General features: G+C 68.3%; 17 protein-coding genes and 1 tRNA gene. 7 read left to right on the top strand and 11 right to left on the bottom strand.

The window, feature by feature from the left end; all coding sequences use genetic code 11:
* The first annotated feature begins 117 nt into the window (after nt 1–117).
* The 6 genes from nirB (at nt 118) to C0099_RS03585 (ending at nt 8,270) form a co-directional block, all read left to right on the top strand.
* Entirely contained in the window at nt 118–2,574 is a 2,457-nt protein-coding gene (nirB, locus tag C0099_RS03610) for a nitrite reductase large subunit NirB (RefSeq protein ID WP_102246179.1), read from the top strand.
* 27 nt (nt 2,575–2,601) lie between these two features.
* Nucleotides 2,602–2,937 carry a nitrite reductase small subunit NirD gene (gene nirD, locus C0099_RS03605; protein WP_102246178.1) on the top strand — a complete coding sequence of 112 codons (336 nt, stop codon included), beginning with the start codon at nt 2,602–2,604 and terminating at the stop codon, nt 2,935–2,937.
* A gap of 84 nt (nt 2,938–3,021) precedes the next feature.
* The gene (locus tag C0099_RS03600; protein WP_102246177.1) at nt 3,022–4,236 is read left to right on the top strand and encodes a nitrate/nitrite transporter; all 1,215 of its coding nucleotides are present in this window, start codon (nt 3,022–3,024) and stop codon (nt 4,234–4,236) included.
* A gap of 5 nt (nt 4,237–4,241) precedes the next feature.
* Complete coding sequence (locus tag C0099_RS03595; protein ID WP_102246176.1) at nt 4,242–5,951, top strand: bifunctional protein-serine/threonine kinase/phosphatase; 1,710 nt, start codon at nt 4,242–4,244, stop codon at nt 5,949–5,951.
* Between the two features lie 65 nt (nt 5,952–6,016).
* Entirely contained in the window at nt 6,017–6,970 is a 954-nt protein-coding gene (locus C0099_RS03590) for an aldo/keto reductase (RefSeq protein WP_102246175.1), read from the top strand.
* 136 nt (nt 6,971–7,106) lie between these two features.
* On the top strand, nt 7,107–8,270 hold the full coding sequence (locus tag C0099_RS03585) for a cytochrome P450 (protein WP_102246174.1): 1,164 nt from the start codon (nt 7,107–7,109) through the stop codon (nt 8,268–8,270).
* A gap of 6 nt (nt 8,271–8,276) precedes the next feature.
* Here C0099_RS03585 and C0099_RS03580 read toward each other — a convergent pair whose 3' ends face one another.
* From C0099_RS03580 to rnr, 6 genes are all read right to left on the bottom strand, one after another.
* Nucleotides 8,277–11,018 carry a nitrate reductase gene (locus tag C0099_RS03580; RefSeq protein ID WP_102248365.1) on the bottom strand — a complete coding sequence of 914 codons (2,742 nt, stop codon included), beginning with the start codon at nt 11,016–11,018 and terminating at the stop codon, nt 8,277–8,279.
* Between the two features lie 34 nt (nt 11,019–11,052).
* The gene (gene cobA, locus C0099_RS03575; protein ID WP_102246173.1) at nt 11,053–11,802 is read right to left on the bottom strand and encodes a uroporphyrinogen-III C-methyltransferase; all 750 of its coding nucleotides are present in this window, start codon (nt 11,800–11,802) and stop codon (nt 11,053–11,055) included.
* Nucleotides 11,803–12,134: 332 nt separating this feature from the next.
* Nucleotides 12,135–12,326 (bottom strand): hypothetical protein, encoded by a 192-nt coding sequence (locus C0099_RS03570; protein ID WP_102246172.1) that lies wholly within the window; start codon nt 12,324–12,326, stop codon nt 12,135–12,137.
* 182 nt (nt 12,327–12,508) lie between these two features.
* The gene (locus C0099_RS03565; protein ID WP_102246171.1) at nt 12,509–13,798 is read right to left on the bottom strand and encodes a nitrate regulatory protein; all 1,290 of its coding nucleotides are present in this window, start codon (nt 13,796–13,798) and stop codon (nt 12,509–12,511) included.
* Between the two features lie 109 nt (nt 13,799–13,907).
* A complete protein-coding gene (gene rlmB / locus C0099_RS03560; protein WP_102246170.1) occupies nt 13,908–14,669 on the bottom strand; it encodes a 23S rRNA (guanosine(2251)-2'-O)-methyltransferase RlmB in 762 nt (253 codons plus the stop codon).
* Nucleotides 14,662–17,094: a ribonuclease R gene (gene rnr / locus C0099_RS03555; protein WP_102246169.1), complete on the bottom strand. Its 2,433-nt coding sequence runs from the start codon at nt 17,092–17,094 to the stop codon at nt 14,662–14,664. Before rnr ends, rlmB begins: the two co-directional genes overlap by 8 nt.
* A gap of 38 nt (nt 17,095–17,132) precedes the next feature.
* Between rnr and C0099_RS03550 the strand changes: the two genes are divergently transcribed.
* Nucleotides 17,133–17,217 (top strand) — tRNA-Leu (locus C0099_RS03550).
* A 114-nt stretch (nt 17,218–17,331) separates the two neighbouring features.
* Here the strand turns inward: C0099_RS03550 and C0099_RS03545 are convergent.
* The 5 genes from C0099_RS03545 to hflK are packed head-to-tail and all read right to left on the bottom strand — an operon-like array spanning nt 17,332 to nt 22,143.
* Entirely contained in the window at nt 17,332–18,642 is a 1,311-nt protein-coding gene (locus C0099_RS03545) for an adenylosuccinate synthase (protein ID WP_102246168.1), read from the bottom strand.
* A 4-nt stretch (nt 18,643–18,646) separates the two neighbouring features.
* Complete coding sequence (locus C0099_RS03540) at nt 18,647–19,804, bottom strand: ATP phosphoribosyltransferase regulatory subunit (protein ID WP_102246167.1); 1,158 nt, start codon at nt 19,802–19,804, stop codon at nt 18,647–18,649.
* A gap of 5 nt (nt 19,805–19,809) precedes the next feature.
* Entirely contained in the window at nt 19,810–19,992 is a 183-nt protein-coding gene (locus C0099_RS03535; protein ID WP_102246166.1) for a DUF2065 domain-containing protein, read from the bottom strand.
* Between the two features lie 4 nt (nt 19,993–19,996).
* Nucleotides 19,997–20,878: a protease modulator HflC gene (gene hflC / locus C0099_RS03530; protein WP_102246165.1), complete on the bottom strand. Its 882-nt coding sequence runs from the start codon at nt 20,876–20,878 to the stop codon at nt 19,997–19,999.
* A complete protein-coding gene (gene hflK, locus C0099_RS03525; RefSeq protein WP_102246164.1) occupies nt 20,878–22,143 on the bottom strand; it encodes an FtsH protease activity modulator HflK in 1,266 nt (421 codons plus the stop codon). Before hflK ends, hflC begins: the two co-directional genes overlap by 1 nt.
* Nucleotides 22,144–22,166: the final 23 nt, after the last annotated feature.

The raw sequence follows: 22,166 nt of genomic DNA, 5'->3' as shown, positions 1-22,166 counted from the left end.
CGGCCAAGGAAGGCCCGACTGCCGGACAGCCAGAGCTGCCCGAGGATCAGCGCCGATCCCTGACGACATCGAATCATGTTCCGGCCATGCGTCGGAGCGTTGTTGCGAGGGGAAATCATGCGCAAACAGAAACTGGTAATGGTCGGCAACGGCATGGCCGGGGTGAAGACCCTGGAAGAACTGCTCAAGTACGCGCCCGAGCAGTACGACATCACCGTCTTCGGCGCCGAGCCGCACGGCAACTACAACCGCATCATGCTCTCGCCGGTGCTCGCCGGCGAAATGGGCCTGCCCGAGATCATGCTCAATGATCTCGACTGGTATGCCGACAATGGCATCACGCTGCACACCGGCCGCAAGGTGGTCGAGATTGATCGCGTGCGCCGCGTGGTGCGCGCCGACGATGGCACCGAGGCCGAATACGACCGCCTGCTGCTGGCGACCGGCTCCAAGCCCTTCATCCTGCCGGTGCCCGGCGCCGACCTGCCCGGCGTGATCGCCTATCGCGACATCGCCGACACCGAAACCATGATCCAGGCGGCCAGCACCTGGCGCCACGCGGTCGTCGTCGGCGCCGGCCTGCTCGGACTGGAAGCGGCCAACGGCCTGGCCTTGCGCGGCATGAACGTCACCGTAGTGCACCTGGCCGACTGGATCATGGAGCGCCAACTCGACCAGCCGGCGGCCGACCTGCTGCAGGCCTCGCTCGAATCCAAGGGCCTGAAGTTCGAGCTGGGCGCGCAGACCGCCGCGCTCGAAGCCGGCGAGGACGGGCGCGTGGCCGCACTCAGGCTCGCCGACGGACGCAGCCTGCCGGCCGACCTCGTCGTGATGGCCGCCGGCATCCGCCCCAACACGGCGCTGGCCGAATCGGCCAGGCTGCACTGCAATCGCGGCATCGTCGTCGGCGACACCATGCAGACCGCGACCGACCCGCGCATCTACGCCATCGGCGAATGCGTCAGCCACCGCGGCACCAGCTACGGTCTGGTCGCCCCCCTGTTCGAGCAGGCCAAGGTGTGTGCCAACCATCTGGCCGGCTTCGGCATCGGCCGCTACGAAGGTTCGGTGACCTCGACCAAGCTCAAGGTCACCGGTGTGGACGTGTTCTCGGCCGGTGACTTTTCCGGCGGCGAGGGCTGCGACGAGATCGTGCTGCATGATCGCGCCGGCGGCGTGTATCGCAAGATCGTGCTGCGCGACGACACGCTCGCCGGTGCGGTCATGGTCGGCGACACCACCGACGGCGCCTGGTACTTCCAGCTCATGCGCGAGGGCAAGAACGTCGCCGAAATGCGCGACCACCTGATGTTCGGCCAGAGCTTCTCGCAGTCGCATCTGGGCGACGCCGGCCACCAGGGCCAGAATCTGGCCGCCAGCCTGCCCGACACGGCGGAAGTGTGCGGCTGCAACGGCGTGTGCAAGGGCACCATCGTCCGCGCGATCAAGGAAAAGGGCTTGTTCACGCTCGACGACGTCAAGAAGCACACCAAGGCGTCGAGCTCCTGCGGCTCATGTACCGGGCTGGTCGAGCAGTTGCTGGCTTCGACCATCGGCGGCGCCTTCCAGGCCGCCGACAAGCATTCCAGGCCGATCTGCGCGTGCACCGACCACAACCACGGCGAGGTGCGTCAGGCGATCCGCGAGCGCAAGCTGCTGACCATCCCCGACGTCATGCGCGCGCTGGAGTGGAAGACGCCCAACGGCTGCGCGACCTGCCGCCCGGCGCTCAACTACTACCTGCTCTCGACCTGGCCGTTCGAGGCCGAGGACGATCCGCAGAGCCGTTTCGTCAATGAGCGCAGCCACGCCAACATCCAGAAGGACGGCACCTACTCGGTGGTGCCGCGCATGTTCGGCGGCCTGACCACGCCCGACGAGCTGCGCGCGATCGCCAACGTCGCCGAGAAGTATCAGATCCCGACGGTCAAGGTCACCGGCGGTCAGCGCATCGACCTGCTCGGCGCGAAGAAGGCCGACCTGCCGCTGATCTGGCACGACCTGGGCGAGGCCGGCATGGTCTCGGGCCACGCCTACGGCAAGAGCCTGCGCACCGTGAAGACCTGCGTCGGCTCCGAACACTGCCGCTTCGGCACGCAGCGCTCGATGGAGATGGGCGTCAAGCTCGAGAAGATGCTCTTCGGCATGTGGTCACCCCACAAGGTCAAGCTCGCGGTGTCGGGCTGCCCGCGCAACTGCGCCGAATCGGGCATCAAGGACGTGGGCGTGATCGGCGTCGATTCGGGCTACGAGCTTTACGTGGCGGGCAACGGCGGCATCAAGACCGAGGTCGCGCAGTTCCTGTGCAAGGTCGCCGACGACGAGCAAGTGATGGAATACGGCGGTGCCTTCCTGCAGCTCTACCGTGAGGAGGCCTGGTACCTGGAGCGCACGGTGCACTACGTCGAGCGCGTCGGCATGGAGCACGTCAAGCGCTACGTCGTAGAGGACGCGGACAATCGCCGCGCCCTCTACGAGCGCCTGCTGTTCGCGCTGCGCGACGCACCCGACCCGTGGGCCGAGCAGGCCGCGAAACCGAAACTGCGCGAGCAGTTCGAGCCGCTCCCGGCGTAAGCCCCGACCGAACAGGAATCCAGGACCATGAACATGCCTCTGCCTCAATCCGCGACCACCTGGCGCCGCGTGTGCGCGCTCGACGACATCCCGGTGCTCGGCGCGCGCACGCTGGAACACCCCACCCACGGCGCGATCGCCGTCTTCCGCAACGGCGACGACGAGGTCTTCGCGCTGTCGGACCGCTGCCCGCACAAGGGCGGTCCGCTGTCGGCGGGCATCGTGCACGGGCGCAGCGTCACCTGCCCGCTGCACAACTGGCGCATCGGCCTCGAGGACGGCCACGCGGCCGAACCCGACGAGGGCTGCACGGCCCGCTTCGACGCGCGCGTCGAGGACGGGCACGTGCTGTTGCTGCTCTAGCCGGCGCCCCCCTCCCACGAAATCTGCCCGAAACGACGCGCGCTGCGGCGCGCGGCGCGGGCCCGTATTGCCCGGAGAACCCCCATGGACCGCAAATCCTTCCTCGCCGCCGGCCACACGCCGACGCTGATCGCCTCCTTCCTGTACTTCGACCTCGCCTTCATGGTGTGGGTGCTGCTCGGCCCGCTCGCGGTCGGCATCGCCGACGACCTCGGTCTGACCCACGCGCAGAAGGGCCTGATGGTCGCCACCCCGGTGCTCGCCGGTGCGCTGCTGCGTGTGCTGATGGGCGTGCTGGTCGACCGCCTGTCACCCAAGCGCGCGGCCATCATCGGCCAGATCGTCGTCATCGGCGCGCTGGCCTGGGCCTGGCTGGCCGGCATCCACTCCTATCAGCAGACGCTGGTGCTGGGCATCTTCCTGGGCATGGCCGGCGCGGCATTCGCCGCCGCGCTGCCGCTGGCCTCGCGCTGGTATCCGCCCGAGCACCAGGGCACGGCCATGGGCATCGCCGGTGCCGGCAACTCCGGTACGGCGTTCGCCGCGCTGTTCGCACCGGGGCTGGCCATTGCCTACGGCTGGGAGAACGTGTTCGGGCTGGCGCTGATTCCGCTCGTCGCGGTGTTCGTGATGTTCATCTTCGTCGCCAGGGACGCGCCCGACGCGCCGCCGCCCAAGACGCTCGCCGAATACCTGAAGGTGCTCAAGGACCGTGATGCATGGTGGTTCATGTTCTTCTACTCGGTGACCTTCGGCGGTTTCGTCGGCCTGGCCTCGTCCCTGGTGATCTACTTCAACACCCAGTACGGACTGGATGCGAAGACCGCCGGCTACTTCACCGCCGCCTGCGTGTTCGCCGGCTCGCTGGTGCGCCCCATCGGCGGCAATGTCGCCGACCGCATCGGCGGGGTACGATCGCTGTCCATGATGTATCTCGTCGCCGCCTTCTTCATCGTCATCGCCAGTTTCGGTCTGTCCTCGGTGTGGGCCGGCGCGGCGGCCTTCGTGTGCGCGATGCTCGCACTCGGCATGGGCAACGGCGCGGTATTCCAGCTCGTGCCGCAACGCTTCCGCCGCGAGATCGGCGTGATGACCGGTCTGGTCGGTATGGCCGGCGGCGTCGGCGGCTTCTGGCTCGCCTCCAGTCTCGGCTTCTCGCAGGAGCTGACCGGCAGCTACCAGCCCGGCCTGCTCGCCTTCGCCTTTCTCGCCGTGCTGGCACTGGTCGGCCTGACCGGCGTCAAGCGTCGCTGGCGCACCACCTGGGGCGCGCCGCACCTGACCGGCGCGAAGATCTGACCGCCATGAACACGCGCCCGCCCGCGACGCTGCAGGTCGAACTCGGCCACGCCTCGCTGCGCGGCGCGCATGCGCACAACGAGGATTTCTGCGGCGCGGTCACGCCCGACGGCGCGGAGCTCGACGTCAAGGGCGTGCTGGCCGCGATCGGCGACGGCGTGGGCGGACACGCCGACGGGCGCGAGGCGTCCGAATTCGCGGTGCGCGGCCTGCTTGCCGACTACTACGCCACGCCCGACACCTGGGGCATCGCGCAGAGTCTGGAGACGGTCATCAACGCGCTCAACCGCTGGCTCGCCTCGCAGACGGCGCGCTCGCGCGAGGCCGCCGGCATGGCCACCACGCTGTCCGCGCTGGTGCTGCGCGGGCGGCGCTACACCATCGCCCATGTGGGCGACTCGCGCATCTACCGCCTGCGCGGCGGCCGGCTCGACCGCCTGACTTCCGATCACGTGTGGGCCCACCCCGAACTGGACAACGTGCTCTCGCGCGCGATCGGCCTGGACGAGCGCGTGGCGATCGACATTGCCGACGGCGACGCCGAGGTCGGCGACGTGTTCGCGCTGCTCACCGACGGTGTGTGGGAGACATTGGGCGACGCACGCATCAGCGAGACGCTGGCGCAGAAGGCGACGCCGGAAGCCGTGGCGCAACTGCTCGCGCGCGGTGCCGAACACGCCGGCAGCCGCGACGATTGCACGGCGCTGGTACTGCGCGTCACCGCCCTGCCCGCCGACGACCTGCGCGACGCGATCTCGCGCATGAGCGCGCGCCCCCTGCCGCCGCTGCTCAAGCCCGGCGAGACGTTGGATGGACTGACGGTCGAGACCCTGGTGCATGACTCGCGCATGACGCGGCTGTACCGCGTACGCGACGCAGCCGGGCGTCAGTACGTGCTCAAGACGCTGCGCCCCGAGGCGTCCGACGCCGCATGCACCGCCGCGCTGGCGCACGAGGAATGGCTCGCCAGCCGCGTACGCGACGCGCATTTCCCGCAAGTCGTCCCGCAACCGGCCGCCACCAGGCTCTATTACCTGATGAGCTGGCACGAGGGTGCGACGCTGGCCGCGCGCCTGGCCACCGGCCAGCCCTTCGCCACGACCGAGGTGGCCGAACTGGGAATCGAACTGGTCAAGGGCCTGGCCACGCTGCACCGGCTGGCCATCGTGCATCGCGACATCAAGCCGGCCAACCTGCACGTGGGCGCCGACGGTCGCCTGCGCATCCTCGATCTGGGCGTGGCCGCCTCCGACGGCCAGGCCGAGGCGCGCGTATTCGGCGAGATCAACAACCCCGGCACACCCAGCTACATGGCACCCGAACTGTTCGCCGGCGAGAGCGCGAGCGTGCGCAGCGATCTGTTTGCTGCGGGCGTGACGCTGTACGAACTGCTCACGCGACGCTTCCCCTACGGCGAGATCGAACCCTTCCAGCGCCCGCGCTTCGGCGACCCGGTGCCACCCACGCGCTGGCGTGCCGACATCCCGCACTGGCTCGAATCGGTGATCCTCAAGGCGGTCGCGCGCGAGCGGCGCGACCGCTTCGAGACCGCCGAAGAATTCCTGCTCGCCCTCGAACTGGGCGCCCACCGCCCGCTCGCCGTGCCGCGCAGCAGCCCCCTGCTGCGGCGCGACCCGGAGTTGGGCATCAAGATCGCACTGGTCGTCTCGGGCGTGCTCAACATCCTGCTGCTGTACCTGCTGCTGGCGCGCTGAAACGCACAAGGCTGAACGCGCCCCCAACCGGGCTGTCACAACCGCGTTTCCGGGAGCAAGTAGCGATGACCGTTCAGGAATCAAACCCGATTGCACTGCAAGTCGACCGGCGACGCTTCATTGCGCTCGTCGCGCTCGGCGCGCTTGGCCTGACCCTGCCGAGCGCGCGCGCCGCGGAGCCGATCCTGCGCGCGATCCCGTCCACGGGCGAGCGTCTGCCGGCAATCGGCATGGGAACGTGGATCACCTTCGACGTCGAACCGAGTTTTCGCACTGACGCTGATGCGCTCACCGCGCGCTGGCAGGTATTGCGCGAGTTCTTCGCCGCCGGCGGACGGCTGATCGACTCCTCCCCGATGTACGGCCGCGCCGAGGCGGTGCTGGGTGAGTTGCTGCCGCAGACCGACGGCGCCGACGCGCTGTTCTCGGCGACCAAGGTGTGGACACCCGGACAAGGGGTGGGCGAACGCCAGATGGCACGCTCGCTGCAGCTGTGGGGGTTGGAGCGCTTCGACCTGATGCAGGTGCACAACCTGCTCGACTGGGAGGCCCACCTGCCGACGCTGCGGCGCATGAAGGACGAAGGCGCGGTGGGCAGCATCGGCATCACCACCTCGCACGGCCGACGTCACGACGATTTCGAGCGCATCATCGCGCGCCAGCGCCTCGACTTCGTGCAGTTCACCTACAACATCGCCCACCGCGAGGCCGAGTCGCGCCTGCTGCCGGCGGCGGCCGATCGCGGCTGCGCGGTGATCATCAACCGCCCCTTCGACGGCGGACGGCTGTTTTCGCGCGTGCGCGACCAGCCGCTCCCCGGCTGGGCGGCCGAGATCGGCTGCGAGAACTGGGCGCAGATCTTCCTCAAGTTCGTGATCTCGCACCCGGCCGTCACCTGCGCGATCCCCGCCACCTCGCAGCCGGAGCACATGCGCGAGAACATGGGCGCGCTCACCGGTGCGCTGCCGGACGCAGCGCTGCGCCAGCGCATGGCCGAGGACTTTGCACGGCTGGCCTGAGCCTCAGCCCGAACAACCGTCGCGGCGCGGAATCGACCGCATCATCTGATCCGTATCAAGAACTCGTGTCATGTTGTGAGATATTCTGTTCTCGTAACGTTTCGCCACCCGTTCCGACCCGCTCCGGAGGATTTCGATGAACACCGCCCGACACCGCGCCGCCCCCGACTGGGACCCGCGCGCCCCTTCCGTTCAACGCGATCAGATCGCCGCGTACGACGGGATGCGCATACGGTGTCCGGTCGCGCACAGCGATTATCTGCACTGGTCGATATTCCGCCATGCCGACGTCCTGCGCGTGATCGGCGACCATGAAACCTTCAGCAATCGCGTGTCGCAGCACCTGTCGGTGCCCAACGGCATGGATCCGCCGCAGCACGCCGCCTTTCGCGCGATCGTCGAACGCCATTTCGACGCGACCGCCATGGCCACGTTCGAGCCCGCGTGTCGCCGCATCGCGCACAAGCTTGCCGCCGCGCTGCCGGTGCCCGGCGAAGTCGAACTGATGCGCGATTTCGCTCATCCCTTCGCGCTGGAAGTCCAGTGCGCCTTCATGGGCTGGCCCGGCTGGATGCGCGACGCGCTGGCCGACTGGATGCGCGAGAACCAGCGCGCCACGCACTCCGGCGACCGCGCCGCGATGCGCAGCGTGGCCGAGCGCTTCGACGCCACGCTGCGCCGGCTGTTCGACGAACGGCGCGCTGCCGGCGCAGCCGCCCCTGACGACGCGACCACGCGTCTGCTGCGCGAGCGCGTCGACGGGCGAGCGCTCACCGATGAGGAGATCGTCAGCATCGTGCGCAACTGGACCGCCGGCGAGCTGGGCACCATCGCCGCCGCGATCGGCATCGTCGCGCGCCGGCTGGCCGTCGAACCCACGCTTCAGACGACGCTGCGCGCGGACCGCTCGCTGCTGGCACCGGCCATCGACGAGGTGCTGCGCATCGACCCGCCACTGATCGCCAACCGCCGCGTCACGACCTGCCCGGTACGCCTGGGCGAACGCGATATCGCCGCTGGCGAGCGCATCTCGGTGATGTGGGCCGGCGCCAACCGTGACGAGGCTGTGTTCGACGAACCGGACCGCGTCCGCCTTGATCGCGATCCGGCCGACAACCTGCTCTACGGAGCCGGCATTCACGTTTGCCCGGGCGCACCGCTGGCGCGCCTGGAACTGCATGCGGCGATCGAGGCGCTGCTCGAGCGCTGTGCGGTTCTCGCGCCGCTCGCCGACCGCCCGCCTCACCGCGCAGGCTACCCGGCCGGCGGCTGGGACAAGGTCCCATTGCAACTGGGATGATCGGCCTCAGGCGGGCGCCGGCGCAGCGGTGCGTACGATGCGCCGCAGTTCGGGCAGGCAGGAACCGCAGGAGGTGCCGCAGTTGAGCTTCGATTGCAGCGTCTCGAGATCGGCCCCGGCAGCGACGCTCTCGCGGATCGCGCCTTCCGTGACGCCGAAACAGTTGCATACGGTGCGCCCGCCGGCCGGCGCGAGCCCTTGTGGCGGGGCGGACACCGGCGCGAACAGCCACGGCCGCAGGGGCCCTACATCAGTGCCGTCGGCGATGGCGTCGACCAGCCAGTCGAAGGCTGCGACCTCCCCGGCCAGTCGCAACGCAAGCAGCCGCTGCCCGTCGACGCGCGCGCGCTTGTCGATGCCGCGCCTGGCATCCGACAGGCGCAATACCGGATCACTGTCGGCACAGCCGAACACCGCATCGATCGGCTCGAGCAGATGCTGCGGCAAGGGCCAGCCGTTGGCTGCGCGCAGCACGACGACCGGCTGATCCCGTCCGGTGAGACTGAGCGCGGCATACCCGAACTGCGCAAGCTGCCCGCGCAGTGCGGCCATCCACTGCGCGGCCTGCTCGGCGTCCCGCGCGACGGCCGCCCAACCGGCGCGCCAGTCGAGCCTGGCGGGCAGGATGGACACGGCCGCCTGCTTGAGCGCCGGCTGCTGCGACACCGGATCGACGGCCTTGGAGGTGAGCACGTTGGCGCCCGCGTGGGCCAGCGTCGCGGCCCCCCAGTGCATCGGGATCCATGCCTGTCCGGGCGCCACGCCCTCGTCGGTGGCCAGCGGCAGCACGATCTCGCCGCGCTCGCCGATCACCCGCACGAGTTGGCCTGCATCGAGGCCGCGACGCACCAGATCGACCGGATTGACGGCGATTTCGGCACGCGGCGTATGGCCCCACAGCTGCGCGACCTTGCCGCTGCGGCTCATGCCATGCCACTGGTCGCGCAGGCGACCAGTGGTGAGGATGAACGGGCGGCGTGCGGTGACCGGTTCGGGCAGCGGCGCATGGCGCGTCGGGAAACCCACCTTCGCGAAGCGCGCGCGCCCGTCGGCGGTCGGGAAAACGCCATCCGTGAACAGTCGCGGCGTACCAGTCACGGCGCCGGCCGGAAACGGCCACTGCAGCGGCCCCTGCGCCTCGAGCACGGCGTGGCTCAATCCGCTCATGTCGCAGTCGCGCCCCCGGGTGAGCGAGACGTGTTCGGCGAACACGGCCGCCTCGTCGGCGAAGTCGAAGGATGATTCCGGCTTGCCCAGGCGCGTCGCCAGTCGACGCGCAAAATCGGCCGTGATGGCCCAGTCGGGCCGCGCCTCGCCCGGCGGCGCGATGGCCGGACGCACGCGCGTGACGCGGCGCTCGGAATTGGTGACGGTGCCGGACTTCTCGCCCCAACCGGAAGCCGGCAGCAGCAGATCGGCGAACTCGGCCGTTTCGGTATCGGCGTAGGCCTCCTGCAGCACGACGAACTCGGCCTTTTCCAGCGCGTCGCGCACACGCGTGAGATCCGGCAGCGACTGCGCCGGATTGGTGCAGGCGATGTACACCGCCTTGACCTTGCCCTCGAGGATCGCGTCGAACAGGCCCACCGCGGCCAGGCCGGGCGCCTCCGGGATCGACTCCACGCCCCACAACCGGGCCATCTCGGCACGATCCTCGGCGCTCCTGGGGTCGCGGTGGGCGGGCAGGATGGAGGCCAGTGCGCCAACCTCGCGCCCGCCCATGGCATTGGGCTGGCCGGTGAGCGAGAACGGGCCGGCGCCGGGGCGGCCGATGTGGCCGGTAGCCAGGTGCAGGTGGATCAGCGCGGCGTTGTTGGCCACACCATGGTGGGACTGGTTCAGTCCCTGGCACCACATCGACAGCGCGGCACCCGCCCGCCCGAAGCGGCGCGCGGCTTCGATGATGTCGGCCGCGTCCACCCCGCAGGCGGCGGCGACGTTGCCCGGCGAATATTCGACCAGTTCGGCGCGCAAGGCGTCGAAACCGTCGGTGTGCTCGCGGATGAAGTCGCGGTCGAGCAGGTCTTCCCACACCAGCACGTGCAGCATCGCGTTGTACAGCAGCAGATCCGTGCCCGGCGCGATCTGCAGGTGCAGGTCCGCGAATTCGGCGGTTTCGGTGCGACGCGGATCGACCACGGTGACGGTCAGGTCCGGGTTGGCACGCCTGGCGTCCTCGATGCGACGGAACACGACGGGATGCGCCCACGCGGTGTTGGAGCCGGCGATCAGCAGGTGGTCGGCCAGCGCCAGGTCCTCGTAGCTCGCCGGCACGCCGTCCGCGCCCAGCGTGTTCTTGTAGCCTGCCACCGCGCTCGACATGCACAGACGCGAGTTCGAATCGATGTTGTTGGTGCCGACCAGCGCGCGTGCGAGCTTGTTGAAGACGTAGTAGTCCTCGGTCAGCAACTGGCCGGAGATGTAGAAGGCGACCGCGTCCGGGCCGTGCTCGCGGATGATGTCGGCGAAACGCCCGGCGGCGGTGTCGAGCGCCGTGTCCCAGTCGGTGCGCACGCGCGGCGCGTCCCGGCTCGTGCGCAGCTCCGGGTACAGCGCACGCCCGGCGGTGCCGGAGGTCAGGTGCAGCGTCGCGCCCTTGGTGCACAGCCGGCCGAAGTTGGCCGGGTGGTCGGGGTCGCCGCGCACGCCGGTGATGCGCCCGGCCGCGTGTTCGATGATCAGGCCGCAGCCGGTGCCGCAGTAGCAGCAGGTCGAGCGTGTCTCGCCACGGGCGGCTTCGGGTTTCATGTGAATGATCTCCGCTCGGTCCATGCTCACCTCCTCAGGCCGCCACATACGCGCCCATGCAGGCCTCGCTGCGCGCCAGCGCGGCGACCTCGCCAACGACCAGAATGGCCGGTGAAGTCAGCCCCTCGGCGGCGATGCGCTCGGGCAGATCGCGCAGAGTGCCCACCACATGACGCTGCGTCGGCAGCGTGCCCGAGGCGATGGCCGCAGCGGGTGTGTCCGGTGGCAGACCGCCGGCGATCAGGCGCGCGACGATGCTCAGCACGCGTGCCAGGCCCATGTAGATCACCAATGTCGTGCCGGTGCGCGCGAGCGCATTCCAGTCCGGCCCCGAGCCATCGCCGCAGGTGCCGGTCACCAGCGTCACGCCGTGCGTGTGGGCGCGATGCGTAACCGGAATACCGATACTCGCCGGCACGCTGATACCGGCGGTCAGGCCCGGCACGATCTCGGCATCGATGCCGGCCGCGGCCAGCGCCTCGATCTCCTCGCCGCCGCGCCCGAACACGAACGGGTCACCGCCCTTGAGTCGTACGACAACCTGACCACGACGCGCGTAGCGCACCATCAGCCGGTGGATGAAGTCCTGCGGCGTGGAAGCACGTCCGCCGCGCTTGCCCACGCGCAGCACGCGTGCGCGAGGCCGCAGCAGCGCCAGCACCTCGTCGCTGACCAGTTCGTCGGTCAGCACCACGTCGGCCTGATCACTCAGGATGCGCGCCGCGCGCAGCGTCAGCAGGTCGGCTGCGCCGGGACCGGCACCGATCAGGAATACCTTGTTCATGCGTCTCTCCGTCTCGCCCGCAAGCAGCGGGCCTCGTTCGATGCTCCAGCAACGGAAAACGGCGCCTCACCGAACCCCGCGCAATCGAAAGATGCGAGAGGGTCGATGGACGCCGTTGTCCGTCAAGGGAGCCGGACCGTCGATGGTCCGCGCTCGAGAATCTCAAAGCACGAGGCGTGCCAGCCATTCAAGAAGGCGGGCGCGCCGCGTGAGTCGCTGACAGACGCACGGACCAGTGCGTTGCGCCACGGTGCGCACTCGGAGACAGCGCCGCGAGCCTGCAAGGGTTGGCGGAAGGACTCGTCGGCACGTCGGATGAGCGCGCCGGGGATTCAGTCGGCGCCGACGGCCACCTGTTCCTCGCGACACCGCCCGTGCGCCTGGTGCGCGAGCCTCTCGCACGCGGGCGCAAGCTCACGCGGCACGGCCGGCTCGGACGCGGGCGCGAACATCAGCACCAGCACGATCGGCACGATCAGCGCGCAAATGGCGTGAATGCGTTGAACGGGTTTGAGTCGGGGCATTGGGGCTCCGTGATCCGGATCGAGCGATCCACTCACAGCCCCCATGCATCATGCGTGCCAGAGTCCGAACAAGCGCGAAATGGCGTGAATCCGGGCCATTGGAAAGCGAATGGCGAGGCAGGACGCACGCGATGGGTGCGTCCGGCAGGCCCGGCGCACCGCAGCCGTGCGCATGGGCACGATCAGCGGCGGCGTGTGCCACTCTCGTCGCCGAGAAAATCCGAGAAGCCGAGCACCGCCTCGGCCACCTCGACCAGACGCTTGCCACGGTCCATCGCGGTCTGGCGCAGCATGCGGTAGGCCTGATCCTCGGACAGATCCCGGTGCTTCATCAGCACGCCCTTGGCACGCTCGATGATCTTGCGTTCGGCCAGCGCACCGCGCGCGCGCGCAAGTTCGTCGCCCATGTCCTGCAGGCGGCGCGACTGGGCACGCACCAGGTCCAGAATGGAGCGGCCGAGCTGCGCATTGAGCGCGTCGCCAAGGCTCACCTCCTCGCCAGTCGGCTTCGCGGTGTCGAAGAAGACGGCCACCGGCGCGGCGTGCGCGGCCTCCCCGCTGGCGAAGGCCGCGAGCAGCGCAGCATGGTCTTCAAGCGCGCTCTGGGCTTCGAGCGTCTTGCGTTCGGCCAGATGCAGCAGCTCGACCGCGAGCCTGTCCTCGAGCAGCTTCATCGCATCGATGCGACGCGTGGCCAGTTCGAACCATGCCTCGCTGCCGTCGGGCAGCGCCGTCGAACCGGCCTGCACCGACACGGCCATGCGACGCAACCTTTCCAGATCGGCCGCGTCGGCCGATGGCAGCGAGTCCCGCCAGGCTGCTGCGGAAGCCGGATCGGCGAACTCGGCGAAGATGTCGAAGCAGCGCTGCTGGGCGTCGATCAGATGCACGAGACGATGCTGACGCGCGGCATCGAAATGACCCAGCGCAAAGCCGGCCGCCACCGTGGCGCGTTCCTGCCCGGCCAGCTCCTTGCCCTGCATGAAGTTGAAAAGCGCAACGAGCGCACGTGAAACGTCCGGATCACCGGCACTGTCGGCGGCCTCGAACACCACCGCGAGCAGACCACCGATCAGACGCGTATGGGCCTCGAGGATCTGCTCGGGGGAGAGTTCGAGCGCGCGTACCTGGTCGCGCAGTGCAGGCAGCGCGTCGAGCCCATGCACCACGGCGGCGATGCGCGAGAACAGGCGCGCGCCACCGGGCAACAGCCCCGATTCGGTGTCGAGCCGGTCAAAACCGGCACGCACCTCGGCCTCGACCGCATCGCTGTCGGCGATGCGGCTGTCGAGCTGGTCGATGAAGCGCGCGCCACGCGAAGCGGAATAGACGTTGGATACGCCGCGTTCGCGCTGCAGCATGTGGATGAGTTGCCCGATGCCGCTGACCAGTTCGCAGGTCAGCGCGAGCTGTTCCAGGCCGTGAATCTCGCAGCGTCGGGCTGCGATGAGGAACTTGAGTGCCGAGGGCATGATGCCTCCTTGCCTGCCATGCGTTCGCCCCCGGAGCGAACGCGTGGGTCATGTCGATGGGAATGTCGACAATCCAGCAAGGAACGTGCCGGGCTCCGCCCGGCCACGATCAGTGGCCGCGCTGGCGCACGGCCTCGAACAGACAGATGCCGCTGGCCACCGAGACGTTGACACTCTCGACGCTGCCGTGCATCGGGATGCGCACCAGCTCGTCGCAGGTCTCGCGCGTCAGGCGCCGCATGCCGTCCCCCTCCGAACCCAGCACCAGCGCCAGCGGCCCGGTCAGGGTGGCTTCGAACACCGAGCGCTCGGCTTCGTCGGCGGTGCCCACCACGTGCACTCCAGCCTCCTGCATCTCGCGCAAGGCGCGCGCGAGGTTGGTGACGGTGACGTAGGGCACGCTGTCGGCCGCACCACTGGCGACCTTGACGGCGGTGGCGTTCAGCCCCACGGCGCGGTCCTTCGGAGCGATGACCGCATGTGCGCCGGCCGCATCGGCGACCCGCAGGCACGCACCCAGATTGTGGGGATCCTGCACGCCATCGAGTACGAGCAGCAGCGCGTCGCCCTCGATGGTCTCGAGCACGTCCGCCAGTTTCAGTTCGCGGCTGCGCGCGTCGATACGGGCGATCACGCCCTGGTGACGGCGCGTGCCGACCATGCGCTCCAAGCGCTCGTTGTCTGCGGCGATGATGCGCACGCCCTCGGCCTCGGCGATCTTGGCGACCTCGCGCATACGAATGTCGCTGCGGCTGTCGGCCACGTAGAGTTCGAAGATGCCGCCGGCGTCGCGGCGCAGCTTGCCGAGTACGGCATGAAAGCCGTAGATGAGGCGGCTTTCACGGCCGCCGGACTTTCCAGAATCAGCCATTGTTCGCCGCCTTTCTGCCGCCACGCGAGCCGCCGCGGCGGTTGCGCTTCTTCGCTGCAGGTTTGTCACCGGACGGGATCGCTGCCGGCTTCGCTGCCTCGGCCTTGGCCTTCTTCCCCTTGGACGATGCGCTCGACGAGCGGCCGCGCCCCTTGCGCGGCACGCTCACGGCGTCCGTCTTCGGGGCCGCCGCCTCGCGATCACGTGCGGTCTTGCCGCTGCGCTCGGTCGGGCGGGCCTCGCCCTCGATCAGGCGGAAGTCGATCTTGGCGGTCTCAAGATCGACGCGCACCACCTGCACGTGCACGCGGTCCGACAGACGGTAGCGCGTACCGGTGCGCTCGCCGGCCAGTTCGTGGCGGGTCTCGTCGTAGTGGAAATAGTCCGAGCCCAGATCGGAGATGTGCACCAGACCCTCGATGAAAATGTCGTCGAGGGCGACGAACAGGCCAAAGGGCACGACCGACGAGACGCTGCCGACGAACTCCTCGCCGACGCGATCCTGCATGAACCAGCACTTGAGCCAGGCGACGACGTCGCGCGTGGCCTCGTCCGCTCGCCGTTCGGTACCCGAGCAGTGCAGGCCGACCTGCTCCCAGTCACCCGGGCTGTAGTGCGTACCCGCGAGCGCGGCCTTGATCGCACGGTGTACGAGCAGGTCCGGATAGCGCCGGATGGGCGAAGTGAAGTGGGTGTAGGCCTCGTAGGCCAGACCGAAGTGGCCGACGTTGTCCGGGCTGTACATGGCCTGCTTGAGCGAGCGCAGCATCACGGTCTGAAGCAGTGCCGCGTCCGGGCGCTCACGCACCGCGGCGAGGAGCGTGCCGTAGTCCTTGGCGTGCGGATCGTCGCCGCCGCCCAGGGTCAGGCCGAACTCGCGCAGGAAACCGCGCAGGCGCTCCAGGCGATCGGGCGCGGGGCCTTCGTGGATGCGGTAGAGCGCCGGCTGCTCGCGCGACTGCAGGAAATCGGACGCGCAAACGTTGGCCGCCAGCATGCATTCCTCGATCAGGCGGTGGGCGTCGTTGCGCACCTGCGGCACGATGCGTTCGATCTTGCCGTTGTCGTCGAAGATCATTCGCGTCTCGGTCGTCTCGAAGTCGATCGCGCCGCGCTTGGCGCGTGCCTTGAGCAGCACGCGAAACAACTTGTCGAGGTTCTCCAGATGCGGCAGCAGCGGCGCGAGCTCGCGCCGCATGTCCGGATCCTCGTCGTAGAGCGCAGCGGCGACCTTGTTGTAGGTCAGCCGTGCGTGGGAGAAGATCACGCCTTCGTAGAAGCTGTAGTCGACGATCTCGCCGCGCGCGTCGAGATTCATGTCGCACACCATCGCCAGCCGATCGATGCCCGGCACCAGCGAGCACAGGCCGTTGGACAGCTTCTCGGGCAGCATCGGGATGACGCGTCGCGGGAAATACACCGAGTTGCCGCGCTCGAAGGCTTCAACGTCGAGCGGCGTACCCGGTTCGACGTAATGCGACACGTCGGCGATCGCGACGATCAGCCGGTAGCCGCGCCCGGAACGCTCGCAGTAGACGGCGTCATCGAAGTCCTTGGCGGTCTCGTCGTCGATGGTCACCAACGGCAGTTCGGTGATGTCCACGCGTCCCTTGCGATCCTTGCGACGCACGGCCTCGGGCAGCTTGCGCGCCTGGGCACGCGCCTCGGGCGAGAACACGAAGGGCAGCGCGTGCTTGCGCAGCGCGATCTCGATCTCCATGCCGGGATCGGCATAGTTGCCGATGACCTCGACCACACGCCCGATGGGCTGCGAGACCTTGGTAGGTTGTTCGATCAGTTCGACCGTGACCACCTGCCCGGCGCGGGGCCGCTTGCCCCCCGGCGCGACCAGGATGTCCTGCGCGATGCGGCGATCCTCGGGCACCACCAGCAGCACGCCGTGCTCGTCGAGCACGCGCCCGACCACGCGCATGTTGCCGCGCTCGAGGATCTCGACGATCTTGCCTTCCGGGCGGCCGCGGCGATCGGTGCCGGTGATGCGCGCAATGACGCGATCCCCGTGCAGCACCTCGCGCATTTCCTTGGGACCGAGGAACAGATCCGGCTGCTTGTCCTCACGCACCAGGAAGCCGAAGCCGTCGGCGTGGCCCTGCACGCGACCACGCACCAGATCGGCCTTGTCCGGAAGGATGAAGGTGCCACGCCGGTTGCGCAGCACCTGGCCGTCGCGTTCCATCGCGCGCACGCGGCGCTCGAACAGGTCGAACTCCTCCTCGCCCACGTCCAGCGCCTCGCACAGCTCCTCGAAGCGCATCGGCACGCCGCGTTCGGCGAGAATCTGCTCGACGTACTCGCGGCTGGGCAGCGGATGATCGTATTGCTCGCGTTCGCGTTCGAAGAAGGGGTCGGCGCGGCGTACTGCGCTGAGTTCGTTCGAAGTTTCGTTTTTGCTTTTTCTGTTCATTGACAAATTCGTTCTTGTGCTTATAATGCGCGGCTCTTGCCCAGATGGCGGAATTGGTAGACGCGCTGGTTTCAGGTACCAGTGCCGCAAGGCGTGGAGGTTCGAGTCCTCTTCTGGGCACCAGTTTCGATGAAAAGCCGACCGACGTGTCGGCTTTTTGTTTGCCTGTCGCCGGCGTTTGCACTGCCGGCAAGCGCAAAGCCGGTCATTCGACCGGCTTTGTGCATTTTCGCGGGTTCAGGCGCCGAACGGATGACGACGCAGGATGGTCTCATCCCGCTCCGGTCCGGTCGAAATCACGTCGATCGGAACCTCGCAGATCTCCTCGATGCGATGCAGGTAGGCACGCGCTTCGAACGGCAGCGCCTCCCAGCTTTGCGCACCGAAGGTGGTGCCACTCCAGCCCGGCATGGTCTCGAACACCGGTTCGCAACGACGCACTTCCTCGGCGCCCATCGGCAGCAGGTCGATCTTCTCGCCGTCGAGCATGTAGCCGGTGCAGATCTGCAGTTCGGACAGACCGTCGAGCACGTCGAGCTTGGTGATGCACAGCCCGGTCACACCGTTGATGATGATCGAGCGCTTGAGCGCGGCCAGATCGAGCCAGCCGCAGCGCCGCTTGCGCCCGGTGACGGTACCGAACTCGCGCCCCTTGCTCGACATCTGTTCGCCCGGCGAACCGGCCGTCTCGATATCGACCTCGGTCGGGAAGGGCCCTGCGCCCACGCGCGTGCAATAGGCCTTGGTGATGCCCAGCACGTAGTGCAGTCGCCCCGGCCCGACGCCAGCACCCGCAGCAGCCTGGCCGGCCACGCAGTTGCTGGAAGTCACGAACGGGTAGGTACCGTGGTCGATGTCCAGCAAGGCCCCCTGCGCTCCCTCGAACAGCAGATTGCCGCCGCGCTTGTTCACCGCATACAGCTCGGCCGAGACGTCGGCCACCATCGGCCGGATCTCGTCGGCGTCCGCCATGGACTGCGCGAAGACCTCGTCGAAATCCAGCGCGGGCGCACCGAGCATCTGTGTCAGCACGAAGTTGTGATGATCGATGTTCTCGCGCAGCTTGGCGGCGAAGCGTTCGCGGTCGAACAGGTCATAGACGCGCAGCGCGCGACGCGCCACCTTGTCCTCGTAGGCCGGGCCGATACCCTTGCCGGTGGTGCCGATCTTGTCGGCACTCGCACGTGCAGCCTCGCGCGCCTGATCGAGCGCGACGTGATAGGGCAGGATCAGCGGACAGCCCGGACTGATGCGCAGACGCTCGCGCACCTTGATCCCGCCGGCCTCGAGCTTGCGGATCTCGGACAGCAGGTGATGCGCATCGAGCACCACGCCGTTGCCGATGTAACAGGCCTTGCCTTCGCGCACGATGCCCGAAGGCACGAGGTTGAGCTTGTACTCCTGATCGCCGATGACCAGCGTGTGACCGGCGTTGTGGCCACCCTGGAAGCGCACCACGCCATCGGCGTGGTCGGTCAGCCAGTCGACGATCTTGCCCTTGCCCTCGTCGCCCCACTGGGTACCGACGACGACTACGTTCTTTGCCATGTGCTTACCTTTCTTCGGAGAGCGGCGCGACGGTCCAGCCGTCGCCGCCCGATATCAGCTGCCGGTCGCATCCGGCGGCCTTCCATGTGCCCGCGTGGCCGGGCAGTTCCGTGACGACGATCTCGCCGTCGGCGCGCAGCGCGGCGACGGCCTCGGCCAGCGCCGGGTCGCCCTTCATCGGCGCGAGAATCGCACCGCGCGCAGGCGCACGCGCCCCGCGCGAGGCAAAACGACGCAGGTCGAGGCTGAAGCCGGTGGCCGGTCGGCCGCGACCGAAGGCCTCGCCGACGGCGTCGTAGCGCCCGCCCAGCGCCAACGCAGCCGGCGAACCGCCGGCATAGGCAGCGAACACCGCGCCGCTGTGATAGTGATAGCCGCGCAGATCCGCCAGATCGAAGGACAGCGGCAGGTCCTGCAGCATGCCGGCCAGGCGTGACAGCTCGGCCAGCGCAGCGCGCACCTCGGGCAGCCGCGGCAAGACCTCGGCGGCACGCCCGAGCACTTCCCGCCCGCCGTACAGGCGAGGCAGCGCGAGCAGCGCCGAACGCTGCGGCTCGGCGACGCCGTCGAGCACCTCGGCCAGCCCCGGCACGTCCTTGGACTGCAGCAGGTCGAACAGCGCCTCCTCGCGCTCGGGCGCCAGCCCCGCGCCCGCGGCAAGCGCGCGGAAAAGACCCACGTGACCGACGTCGATGCGCTCGGCCGGCACCTCGGCGAGCGCCATCACGTCGGCGAGCAGACGGATCATCTCGGCGTCGGCGTCGATGCCGACGTGTCCGTACAGCTCGGCACCGAGCTGGATGGGCTCGCGCGTTGCGGTCAGCGACGAGGGCAGCGCGTGCAACACGCTGCCGCAATAGCACAGGCGCGCCACGCCCGCCTGATTGAGCAGGTGGGCGTCGATGCGCGCGACCTGCGGCGTCATGTCGGCGCGCACCCCCATGGTGCGACCGGAGAGCTGGTCCACCAGCTTGAAGGTGCGCAGCTTGAGATCCTGGCCGGCGCCGGTGGTGAGCGAGTCGAGATACTCGAGCAGCGGCGGCTGCACGAGGCGATAGCCGCGCACGCGAAAGGCGTCGAGCATGAGCCGGCGCAGTCGCTCGATGTCGGCCGCCTCGTCGGGCAGCGCGTCCTGGATGAAGTCGGGAAGGACCCAGCGCATTCTTTTCAGACCAGAAGCAGGATGAGTACGCCGATCAGCATGGAACCCAGACCGACGAAGCGGATCTGCCCGTCGGCGAGACGGGCCAACCGCAAAAAAGCTTCGCGCCAGCGAGCCGGCGCGACGAAAGGTAACAGGCCTTCGAAGATCAGCATCAGCGCGAAGGCCATCACCAGGGAAGTGCCCATGAGATCAGTTCTTCTGGGACCCGCCCATGTCCTTCATGAACCGGAAGAAGTCCGAACTCGGATCGACGACGAGCAGGTCGCTCTTGTTCGAGAAGCTGTTCCGGTACGCGTCGAGACTGCGATAGAAGGAGTAGAAATCGGCGTCCTTGCCGAAGGCCGTCGCATAGGTCTCGGTCGCGCGCGCGTCGCCATCACCCATGATGGTCTGCGCTTCGCGGTAGGCCTGGGCGATGATGACCTCGCGCTGACGGTCGGCGTCGGCGCGGATCTGCTCGGCGATCGCGCCACCCTCGGAACGCAGCTCGTTGGCCACCCGAGTACGCTCGGCTTCCATGCGGCGATACACCGACTCGGACACCTCGGTGGGCAGATCGACACGCTTGAGACGCACGTCGAGGATCTGCACGCCGATCTGGCGCGCGTCGGTGTCGGCGCGCACGCGCATGTTCTCCATGATGTTGTCGCGCTGGCCGGAAACGACCTCCGGCACGGTGCGACGACCGAACTCCTCACGCAGGCCGGCATTGACCGTCTGCAGCAGACGCGTGCGCGCACGCGTCTCGTCGCCGGCGACCGATTCGTAGAACAGGCGCGGATCGATGATGCGCCACTTGACGAAGTGGTCCACCAGCACGTTCTGCTTCTCGGCCGTGATGAAGCGCTCGGGTTCGGGCGTATCGATGGTCAGGATGCGGCGATCGAAGAAGCGCACGTTCTGGATCAGCGGGTACTTGACCTTGAGCCCCGGCTCCTCGACGACCTCCTTGACCTCACCGAACTGGAAGACGACGGCGTACTGCCGTTCGTCGACGACGAACAGGGTCATCGAGGCGAGGATCCCCGCGACGACGAGGGCGCCAATGAATACTTGGATACGGTTGCTCATCAACGGCCTCCCAGCTCGCGGTTGCGCATCATGTCGCGATCACGCGGGTCGAACGGAATCGGCTGGCTCTGGCGTATCGGCGTGGTCGTCGACGAGGACGTCTGCGATTGCGCACGCGAGGACTCCGTGCCGGCTCCGCTACCCGTCTGCCCGATCAGCTTGTCGAGCGGCAGCAACAGCAGGTTGCCGCCACTGTCGGCGTCGATCATCACCTTGCTGGTGTTCGACATGACCTGCTGGATGGTCTCCAGATACATGCGCTCGCGCGTCACCTCGGGGGCACGGGCGTACTGCTCGAGCACCTGGGTGAAGCGCGCCGCCTCACCTTCGGCGTTGGCCATGACGCGCTCGCGATAACCCTGGGCCTCCTCGATCAGGCGCGCGGCGTCACCGCGTGCGCGCGGCACGACCTCGTTGCGGTAGGCCTCGCCCTCGTTGCGCAGGCGTTCGCGGTCCTGACCGGCCTTGACCGCGTCGTCGAAGGCGGCCTGCACCTGCTCCGGCGGCTGCGCGTTCTGCATCGTCACGCGGCTGATCAGGATGCCCGCCTCGTAGCGGTCGAGAATGGTCTGCATCAGTTGCTGGGCGTTGGCGGCGATGTCCTCGCGACCCTCGTAGAGCACGAAGTCCATGGTGCTCTTGCCGACGATCTCGCGCATCGCGGTCTCCGCCGTCTGGATCACCGAGTCGTCCGGGAAGCGGTTGTTGAACAGATAGTCCTCGGGCGAGCCGAGGATGTACTGCACGGCGAACTGGATGTTCACGATGTTGGCGTCCTGCGTGAGCATCAGCGCCTCGCGCAGCACCTTGTTGCGATCCGTGCCGCGATAACCCACTTCGACCGTGCGCACGCCGGTGACGTCGACGATCTCGTGCGACTCGATCGGATACGGGATGCGCCAGTTCAGACCCGGCTCGGAGGTCTTGACGTGCTCACCGAAACGCAGCACGACGCCTCGCTGGTTGGCGTCGACGGTGTAGAAACCGCTTGCCAGCCATACCACCAGCAGCAGCACCAGCAGCGCACCGATGCCGCCGCCGATCTGACGGAAGCCGAAATTGGGCATCTTGGACCCACCGCCACCGCCGCCCGAGCGGCCACCGCCGCCCTTGCCACCGAGCATGCCGGTCAGCTTCTGGTTGAAATCACGCCAGACGTCTTCGAGATCCGGCGGACCCTGATTGCCGCCGCGACCGCGGTCGCCGTCGCGCCGATCGTCATCGTTCCCCTGGTTGTTACCCCAGCGAGGATCATTCAGTGACATTGGAGACCCGTAAGCAGGTTGAA

This window comes from Pseudazoarcus pumilus (assembly GCF_002872475.1).
In the GTDB taxonomy this organism is placed as follows: Bacteria; Pseudomonadota; Gammaproteobacteria; order Burkholderiales; family Rhodocyclaceae; genus Pseudazoarcus; species Pseudazoarcus pumilus.
Note: the sequence above shows the minus strand (reverse complement) of the source record. Positions and strands in the feature narration are given on the sequence as shown.